Raw genomic sequence first — 3,035 nt, forward strand, 5'->3', positions numbered from 1 at the left:
ACACAGGCTGATGTACAACTTCAGGGTGAAAATAATGGCAATAGTAGACCATACGAGCAAATGTTAAAAGATATTGAACCAATAGTAATACAAGTCATCGAGCATAAAACTGAAACTCCATGGTAGGAATAAATTAACCAATCAGTAATAAAACGATGGTTCTCCCTTACCAGACAACAAAAGAACCCTATTCTTTAGAAGAATAGGGTTCTTTCCTTTTACTCCCTTTTCCTCTTACAATTTTATGATTTTCTTATTGAACTAAACGTTAGTAATAGGTAAGCATTTGAAGTTATCTCCAGCTTTTCCCCTACTCCACACGGAACGTGCCAGTTTCCAAGCATTCCGCGTTCCATCTAGCGATGGTATTATTTAATTATAAGTTTCAAGTTACTCCTGTTGATTTGGGTTATTTGATTATTTCTAGCTCATATGTTTCTCGATATTTATTGATTTTTTCTAACATCGATTCCGTGATGCCCAAAGTTTTTATGAGTGTTTTCGCCTTAATGTTGTCGGTCATATGGATTAATTCATGTACTTCTTTTTGGAGGATACGTAAGTTGTTGAATTTGTCGCTTCCACCAAGATGCACAGGTATATAGTGGTGGCAGTACACGTTTTGTACCGTTAGGAACATGCCAGTTATTTCACATTTTCCTTTTTTCATACTGTACCTACTAATCCGATTATCCATATATTCGACACTTCGTGTCGGTATTTTTGATTCCATTAACAATACTATTTCCTGTCTTATGTCTTTACTCAACCGTTTGGTTATTAGTACTCGACCTTCTTGGGTAAATGGGGTTATACTTTGAGTAAAACCAATCACATTTTTAGTTTTGATGATCCCGAGAGGAAAGAGGTATATTCCGGCGATTTTATACGTTTTAGAGCCTAAGCCATAGAACTTTTTATAGACAGGTGGCGGATTGTTGGGATGTTCATATTTACCGACAGGTTTAAGACGATTGTACATAGATGCACCTATTTCGTAGGCAAGGCGTGAGAACGCTAAGTTGACGTGAGTAGCTCTGTTAAAATAATTGTGTAACCCTAAGACAAAACTATTAAAGCGCATAGCATTTTGAGTAGTTGGCGATGTTCGGAGTATTTCTAATCGTTTCTTTGCATCCTCCTTAATCTTCTGCATCTTTTCGGCACTGACAAATGTATGTGCAACACGCTTTTTTCCTTTACGATTCGCACGTATTGTAAAGCCAAGAAAAGCAGACTCATGCTTGCGTAGATTAATAATCTTCGATTTTTCTGGTGAAATATCAAGTTTTAAACGTTCTTTTAGATATAGCTTAACAGCATGAAACCACTTTTCAGCAGTTTTCCAATCTCGACAGATGATTTTAAAATCATCAGCATATCTAACTATGTAGCCTTCTTTTAAGTGTGTGCGATTCTTTGCAAGAAGTTGACCTCTAGTTTTCAAGTTTTTATGGAGGGGGAATAGTTCCCATTGATTCGCTACCCATTGGTCCAATTCATTCAGTACAATATTAGACAGTAATGGCGAAAGTAAGCCGCCTTGTGGAGAGCCTTTTGTTGGGATACCTTCTCCATCCACTTCTGCTTTTAACATTTTGGATATACAGGCTAGAACCTGTCTATCCTGAATACCTAAATTCCATAACTGCTTAATAAGCAAGGAGTGATTGATATTATCAAAGAACCCTTTAATATCAACATCTACAACGTAGTGGAGTTTTGACTTATTCACTAAAAATTGAATTCTCGCCATCGCATGATGAGTAGACCGTAAAGGTCTAAATCCATAGCTATGATTATAGAAATGAGCCTCTGCAATCGGCTCTAACACTTGTTTAAAGCACTGTTGTATGATTCTATCCAGGATGCATGGAATACCTAATGGCCGCATCTTGCCATTATCTTTTTCGATTAGTTTACGTCTAACTTTCTTGGGGCGATAATTTTTAAGTCTACTTTGTATTTCTTCTACTAATTCGTTCTCTGATCGTTTCTCTATATTTACAATAGTTTTACCATCTGTTCCAGGGGTCTTCGACCCTTTATTTGACTTGATTGTTCGATACGCTAATAAAATATTGTTCCTCGACGTGACGATGTCGTATAACAGATGGAATGATTCTTTATTTTTGGCTCGTTGATGTAAGTCTGTAAAGGTGTCTGTCATCCCATAATAATCCCAATATCGTAGAGCTTGCACTGTGGCATCATTCCTCTTTGAAGTGATGTTCCCACGTTCTTACCCGACCGGTGCAATGCACAGTTGAAAAATAATTATTACGTATCGCTAGATTTGGGGCTGTTCCTCCAACTCCATTACAGAGGTTTCACTGGTCATACCCCTACCCTCATAAGGACAAATGCATTTCGCCATATGGCTTATAGCAACCGTTTCGGGTGACAGCCCTTGAGTCAACGTTCCTTACTTTCCAAGTCCCTTATAACCTAGCTATCTTTCCTCTAAACTTAGGTGCTTCCTGTAAGCCTGTGAGCTGGATACCGCCGTTGTTCGGTATAGCGTGTTTCAGAGCGGCAATTTTTACTCCACGATACTCACCCCATCGTTGGATGGTACACAAGTTTCCTAACTTTAGACCCGTACCTCCGGAAGTTCGTCTGTTCTTTTCAATAAGAAAATTCTCACCATATTTAGTTTTTCAGCCATCCGGCATATCCATTGGCATACCTTTTCCGTGAAGAATGGCTTTAGCCTTTGTTCTGCCGACTTCACCTGAGCTTCAGACCCCATAATCTGTCCATTATGACGCATGCAGGAGTATTAATGGGATAGTTTCAAAATACGTGGTTTTGTCATTCCTATCCTCGGTTATAAAGTTAGGATTTCCGAAGAAATCCCTTGTTTTTTCACACATTAGTGCTTATAACAAAACTTGTCGCGCTACCCCGTTAGTTGAAGAAAGTTAATAACGTATTTTCTTGAGTTAATTTCATAATTCTGAGCTCAGTCATATCAACGTCTTTCAGACAATAAAAAACAGGCACCTCCCCAAATTCGGTATAATGGTAGCGAC

Annotated in this window: 1 protein-coding gene; it reads right to left on the minus strand. The window is 38.4% G+C overall.

Translation table 11 applies throughout. From position 1 onward, the window contains the following. Nucleotides 1-409 precede the first annotated feature (409 nt). Nucleotides 410-2,203 carry a group II intron reverse transcriptase/maturase gene (ltrA, locus tag ACQKMD_RS21890; RefSeq protein ID WP_427754675.1) on the minus strand — a complete coding sequence of 598 codons (1,794 nt, stop codon included), beginning with the start codon at nucleotides 2,201-2,203 and terminating at the stop codon, nucleotides 410-412. Nucleotides 2,204-3,035 lie beyond the last annotated feature (832 nt).

The sequence above is a fragment of the Viridibacillus sp. NPDC096237 genome (assembly GCF_050278625.1).
GTDB lineage: Bacteria > Bacillota > Bacilli > Bacillales_A > Planococcaceae > Viridibacillus.